5 protein-coding genes are annotated in these 6,121 nt (G+C 67.2%); all 5 read right to left on the bottom strand.

Features of this window, described 5'->3' with window-relative positions; all coding sequences use genetic code 11:
* The coding region (locus G6024_RS10885; RefSeq protein WP_277355620.1) for an ATP-binding protein at nucleotides 1–1,614 on the bottom strand (1,614 nt) is incomplete at its 3' end.
* Entirely contained in the window at nucleotides 1,611–2,213 is a 603-nt protein-coding gene (locus tag G6024_RS10880; protein WP_159148693.1) for a DUF4194 domain-containing protein, read from the bottom strand. The genes G6024_RS10880 and G6024_RS10885, both read right to left, overlap by 4 nt.
* Nucleotides 2,210–3,643, bottom strand: a complete 1,434-nt coding sequence (locus G6024_RS10875; protein WP_159148692.1) for a DUF3375 domain-containing protein — start codon at nucleotides 3,641–3,643, stop codon at nucleotides 2,210–2,212. The genes G6024_RS10880 and G6024_RS10875 overlap by 4 nt, the downstream gene beginning before the upstream one ends.
* A 252-nt stretch (nucleotides 3,644–3,895) precedes the next feature.
* Entirely contained in the window at nucleotides 3,896–4,252 is a 357-nt protein-coding gene (locus G6024_RS17055; RefSeq protein ID WP_338122140.1) for an HNH endonuclease, read from the bottom strand.
* Between the two features lie 351 nt (nucleotides 4,253–4,603).
* Nucleotides 4,604–6,121 (bottom strand): DEAD/DEAH box helicase (locus tag G6024_RS10865; RefSeq protein ID WP_159148691.1); only part of this gene is annotated, 1,518 nt, incomplete at its 5' end.

Raw genomic sequence — 6,121 nt, 5'->3', positions numbered from 1 at the left:
GCGGCGGGCGGTGAGCCGGCGCGAGTTCACCCATTCGGACACGCCCGCGTACAGGCTCTCCGGCACCAGCAGGGACAGGGCGAACCCGCGCAGCACCCGCTCGGCCGCGCCGCGCCACTGCGCGTGCTCCTGCGCCACGTCCATCAGCTCGCCCGCGAAGGGCAGGTCGGCGGCGTCCACGCCGAGTTCGGTGCACAGCTGGTCGCGCACCTGCAGCGGCTCGGCGGGGATGTTGCTCGAGCGTCCGGACACGCTCTCCAGCTCCTGGGTCACTTCGCGCAGCAGGCGACGGCGCTCGCCGTGGTCCATCACCAGGGCGTCGTGCCGGGTCTTGAGGTCGGCGGCCAGTGCGTCCAGCTCGGCCTGGCGGTCGGTGACGTGCTCGGCCAGGCGGGTGAACCCCGCCTCGTCGGTCACCGGATCCAGCCCGGCGCGGTGGAGGGCGTCGGTGAACCGATCCCGACGACGACGACGCTCCTCGAACTGCTCCCGCGCCGCGGCGGCGTCCCGCTCCAGGTCCCCCACCCGGTTGCCGCCCGACTCGGCCCGCACGGTCACCAGGCCGTCGCGCTCGGTGGCCAGCTCCTGCGCCCGCCCGCGCATCCGGGCCAGCTCGGCGGTGGCGGTGGCGACCTCGTGGCCCAGGGTATCGATCTCGGACTGCCGCAGGGCCAGCCGAAGTTCGGCGAAGTAGGGCCGGATCGCCATCCGCTCGTCGCGCAGGCGCTCGCGGCGCCGGAGGGCGGCGTCATAGGTCTCGATGGACTCGACCAGCGGCTCCAGCGCGTCCAGCTGGGTCCGGGCCCGCTTGACGGCGTCGTGGGCGCGGGTGAGGTCCTCGAAGTGCCGCAGGATCCCCTCGATCCGCGCCGAGGCGTCGGCGGGTTCGAGCATGTGGGTGCGGACGAACTCGTTGAGATCGCCGACCGACTTCATGGAGATGGTCTGGTGGAACAGCTCCATGGCCTGCTCGGACCGGATCCCCAGAAGCCGGCGCATCGCGCGGCCGTAGGTCGGGAAGTCCTTCTCCACCGCGGCGCCGGAGTCTTTGAGCCGGGTGAGCAGTGTGGACAGGTCGGTGCCGAAGTCGGTGAAGTCGCCCTCGATCGACAGCGCCCGGTCGGCGGTGACGAACCGGCGCCACGGCTGGCCGGTGGCGTCCTGCTGCTGGAAGACCTGCGCGAGGGTGACCTCATCGCCGTAGCCCTCGTTGCGGAACACGCCCAGGATCACCGAGTACGAGCGCGCGTCCCGCAGCCCCACGGGCCGGACGGTGCCGGTGGCCTCGTTGCGCTCGGTCTTGTGGTGGCCCTCGACGTAGGACCGCAGGGTGCGCTCCTTGCGGGCGGCGCCGGCGGCCTTGTTGTAGTCGATCCGGTGCGAGGGCAGCATCAGCGTGCTCACCGCGTCCACGAGCGTGGACTTGCCGCTGCCGATGTCGCCGGTGAGCAGGAGCGTCTCCCCCGCCGGGTCCAGGTGCCACACCCGGGAGTCGAAGGTGCCCCAGTTGAGGACCTCCAACCGGGCAAGGCGGAACCCGGGCCGGCCCTTGACGCCCAGTTCGACCGGGGAGAACAGACCGCTGGTGGTGCCGCTTGTCAGGCCGCTAGTCATTCTGTGCCCCCCGCTTCGGCGTACTCGGCGAGCTTGGCCGAGAAATCGGACAGGGTCTCGGCGTCGACGTACGCCTTGAGGATCCGGCGCACCTCCCACGTGCCCTTGCGGTCCTTGAGCTGGCGCAGGAACCCCATCCCGACGAGCCGGTTGATGGAGGCGTCCACCTGGTGGGCCTCGCGGGCCTCGTCGGTGCTGCGGGCCAGGAAGAGCTGGATCATCTCCACGATCTCGTCGTGGGTGAGCACCAACTGCCCGGGGTCGCCGGCGGACTCGAACTCCGCGAGCCGCTTGCGCAGCAGGACCAGCAGCAGGCTGTCGGCGTAGGTCAGGCTGCGGCGGCGGATCACCCGGGGAAGGGCGTCTTCGCCCTCCGGGGTGTCGGCGGTGCGCAGGTAGGCGTAGCCCTCGTCGTCGTCGATCACCACCTCCAGGCCGACCACGGCAAAGTGGTCGCGGACGGCGCCCTGGTGGCGCACGAGGTCGTCCCAGGCGTCGGTCTCCTGGTAGACCACGCCCTGCATGAGGCGGATGGCGCTCACGGCCACCGCTCGTTCGGGTGCGGTGCGGTCGGGCGTGGGGAGATCGTGTGCGCTCATCGGCGCCTGACCTCCACCCGCGGCATCACCGCACGCATGGACCTGCCGGCCTCGTGGTACTGGATCACGGTCTCCTCGTGCTCGTTGGTGGTCACCTCGAGGTCGTCGTCCTTCAACGCCAGATAGCCGACGATCTCGGCCGCCCCGTGCTGCAGGGGGTACATGGTGACGATGTCCTCCAGGCGGGCGGTGCCGCGGACCGGGATCAGCGCCCGGATGCGGGAGGCCAGGCGGGCGGGGTCGACGACGACCTGGTCGGTCAGCACCGAGGTGTCGACCTCCTCGGTGTCCACCGGATCGAGCAGGCTGTTGACCTCCGCGGCGGGCCGGGCGGTGAACAGCGGACGATCCGTGGGCAGCGCCACGTCAACGGCAGTCTCCTCCAGCTCCAGCCCAAGGTCCGGCAGCTCGCCCTCGCGGACTTGCAGCTCGGAGGTCTCGATCTGGCGCACCAGGTCCAATGCCCGGCGGTTCTCCAGCCACACCTGGTCGTCAGTGAAGCGGCGCAGCTGCTCGGAGATGTTGCGGACCGTCTGCTGCGTGCGCTCCGCGGCCTCCGCCCAGCCGTGGTGCACGGTGCGCAGGCGCCGGTCCGCGCCGAGCTCGTCGATGCCGGTGAGGCGCTCGAGCAGCATGGACAGCTCCTCCTGGCCCGAGGTGGACAGCAGCAGGTCGTAGAAGGCCTGGAAACTGCGGCCCTGGTCGGAGGAGTCGATCATGCTGCGGCCGTGCACGAGCTCGGCCAGCAGCTCGCCCTTGCTGCCCTGCCAGGTGGCGATGCGCTCGCGCGCCGAGCGGTCCAGGGCGCGGAAGTTCTCCTCCACCTGGCGGAAGTCGGCCAGCAGCTCGCGGGCCGTGGTGGCGAACTGCTGGTAGCGCTCGCGCACCGCGGTGCGGTCCAGCAGGCCGGAGGCCGGGTCCTGGCGGAGCTGGTCGATCTCCCGCTCGATGTCCTGCTTGCGACGCTCGAGCTGGTCCAGGCGCTTGGCGGGATCGGATTCGGTGCCCTGAGCGATCTGACGCAGCAGGTCCACCGCGGTCTGCAGGCGCGACTCGGTGCCCACGAACGAGGTCTCGGACAGGCCCTGCACCCAGGCGTAGGCCTTCTCCAGGGCCGGGGTGGCGTCGTAGTGGATCTCGTCCGCGCCCAGCGGGTAGAAGCGGCGTAGGAAACCCGCCTCCGGGCCGGCCCAGTCCGCCAGATACTCGGCGGCCGTGCGCAGGAACCGCGGGTTCTCCGGGTCCTGGGCGTTGATGGCGTACAGCTGGTCGTCCAGCGCCGCCACCAGCTCACCCTCGGAGCTCGCGCCGCGGCCCTCCTCCACAAAGAACCGGCCCAGCACCGTGAGCAGCAGCGGCGCGTGCGTGGCGCGCAGCATCCGCCAGGCAGGATGCCGCTCGCGCAGCGCCTCGATCTGCGCGTACTCCACGTGGGGCTCCTCGCGGGTGGGTGGGCTGTCGGTGGCGGCGGGTCGGGCGCCGAGGGGACAGTCTAGGAGCGGGGGGCGAGGAGGCCGCGGCGGGGCGAGGGTGGGGGTCCGATCTCCGACGAAGCCGCGCTGACGGCCATGTCGGCAAGTAGCTGAGTGAATCCCCACTGACCGCGACGGTGTCGTCCCATATCGACCACTGGCGTCGTGCTCATCTGCGTCAGAACGGGGGTCTTGGGACCTGGGGGTTCACTAGAGCGACGAACGGGCGTCGATTGTTACCCGCCACAATTGCGCGATATAAGGGCTATCGCACAGTTCGGCATGAGCGGAGACGTGATCAACGAACCAACCGGAGAGGCCATCCCATTCGTGATGGTCCCCGGGCGGGTGAATCTGCCAGCCCAGCTCCGCTAAGGTCCACTGAGCCTTGGCAGAGTTACACGGCATCGAGGTTGTGACCCAGTTCGACTCGTCGTCCGACCCGCCTCGGGACACCGGCACAACATGATCTAGCGACGGGAACAACTCCCAGAAAGCAAAGTGCGTGTGCGACATCGCCCAGTTGGGATGCGCGGGGAACTCCTTCGGATAGTTGGCCGCGAGCACGCGGAGCACCCCGGGATGCACGAGCCGATCTCCGTTTTAACTATCCAAGAATCCGTCCCGGTAGTACACCGCGAGCATCTGACGCTTGGAATAGCGACTTGGGCTCTTTTCCACCGGCGTTAACTGATAGCCAGCAACCAGCTCGGCCCGGCCGGCCTCTAGTCCCCGAGAGTCGCTTGCCGCGGCCACCCGACCGAGCACGTCAGCCTTCTCGCTGATGCTCGTCTCCAGCGGGTGAACGCTAGTACTAGGCGACCCCTCATGCCCTGAATCCATCCGCCGATGGTAGATCGTCGAACACCGAGCCGACCGCGTTCACGACTGACGCCTTTTCATTTAGGTGGCACGCCCCTAACCGGCTTGTCCCAACAGTCGCTCACGCTCAGCCGCCACAACCATCCGCGCGAGCTCCGCGTCCGTCATGTCTACCGCATCGGTTGCACGCTTCGCGATCACGCTGTCACGAGCGAACTCTTCGAATATCTGCTTCTTGTCCTTGAGCAGTACTCGAATTCTCTCGTCCACACTGTTCTCGGTCAGAAGGCGATGCACCTGGACGACCTCGGTCTGGCCCATCCGGTGCGCCCGGGCCACAGCTTGGTCCTCCATCGTCGGCTTGATCTGGGGCTCACAGATCACGACCACCGATGCGGATTGGATGTTAAGCCCCACCCCTCCCGCCGTGATCTGTGCGACGAGCACTGCACCGTGCGATGAGTTCGAGAATCTGTCCACCAGCAACTGTCGTTCCTTTGCAGGCATCGAACCAGTCAGTGGACCAAACGTAGTGCCCCTCAGCCTGCTTGCCACCTGATCAAGGACATCTCGGAAATACGAGAAGACAATGACGCGTCGGTGATTGGCCTTGGCCTCCTCCACGATCTCCCGCAGCCGACTGAACTTCATCGAGTCGGTCGACAGCATGGCAGCTCGGCGCATCTCCATGAAGTTGCTACCTTCCACCGCCGAGCGGTACCGGGCCATGTCAGAGTCCGACATCCCCATCCACTCGTCGATCTCGACTCGCTCGGGGAGCTCTGTGAGCACGTCCTCCTGGTTTCGCCGCAGATAGGCAGGGGCAACATGCTTACGGAATCGCGAAGCCAGATACTCCGGCGCCGACTCGGCGAGATCTGGACGGATGTACCCGATCAGATTTCGGAATTCGAGTACTTTGTTCTCGAGCGGCGTTCCCGTCATTAGCAGCACGTACGGGACGGAGTCCATGACCTGAACCGAGGCGATCGATCTCTTCGCCTCAGGGTTCTTGATGTAGTGCGCCTCGTCGAACACCGCGGCGGCAATGTCGACACTGCGGAGCTTCGCGGTGTGCGAGGAGAGCAAGTCAAACGTTGTGACCGCGACGCCACCCTTGTGGGCCCAGCTCCGGATTGCCTGTTTCCGCTCGGCAGCGGGCCCATGGATTCTGGACACCTGTAGGGTGGTGTGCTTGGACGTCTCTCGCACCCAGTTGCTCACCACGGCAGCAGGACACACCACGAGGAAGTGCGTGTGCCCGCCCGCGCGTAAATGCGCGAAAACTGCAAGAGCTTCGAGAGTCTTCCCGAGCCCCATCTCGTCGCCGATGATCACCCGCTTCTGAACCAGGGCGAACCGGGCACCAAAGCTCTGGTACGTACGAAGTGACGCTGTGAGATGTGTGCGCTTGAGATCGATTGCGCGTACGGCCTCGATGATCTCCTCTGGGAGATCACCATGCATGTTCTCTTCGTCCTCAGTCATGAAGCCGAGTTCCGTGAGCATGCCGAAGTAGTCCGCCGGCTTGGACAGAAAGTCCTTCCAAATGTCGTCGATCGCTCCGCTCCCACCTACGCGCCTTAGCCTCAATTCACCGATGAAGTAGCCGGG

Origin of the sequence: Dietzia maris, from assembly GCF_014144855.1 — a bacterium.
Classification (GTDB): domain Bacteria; phylum Actinomycetota; class Actinomycetes; order Mycobacteriales; family Mycobacteriaceae; genus Dietzia; species Dietzia kunjamensis.
Note: the sequence above shows the minus strand (reverse complement) of the source record. Positions and strands in the feature narration are given on the sequence as shown.

Coding starts and splice junctions, on each gene's coding strand:
- G6024_RS10880 (WP_159148693.1), bottom strand. CDS start 2,213: ATGAGCGCACACGATCTCCCCACGCCCGACCGCACCGCACCCGAACGA.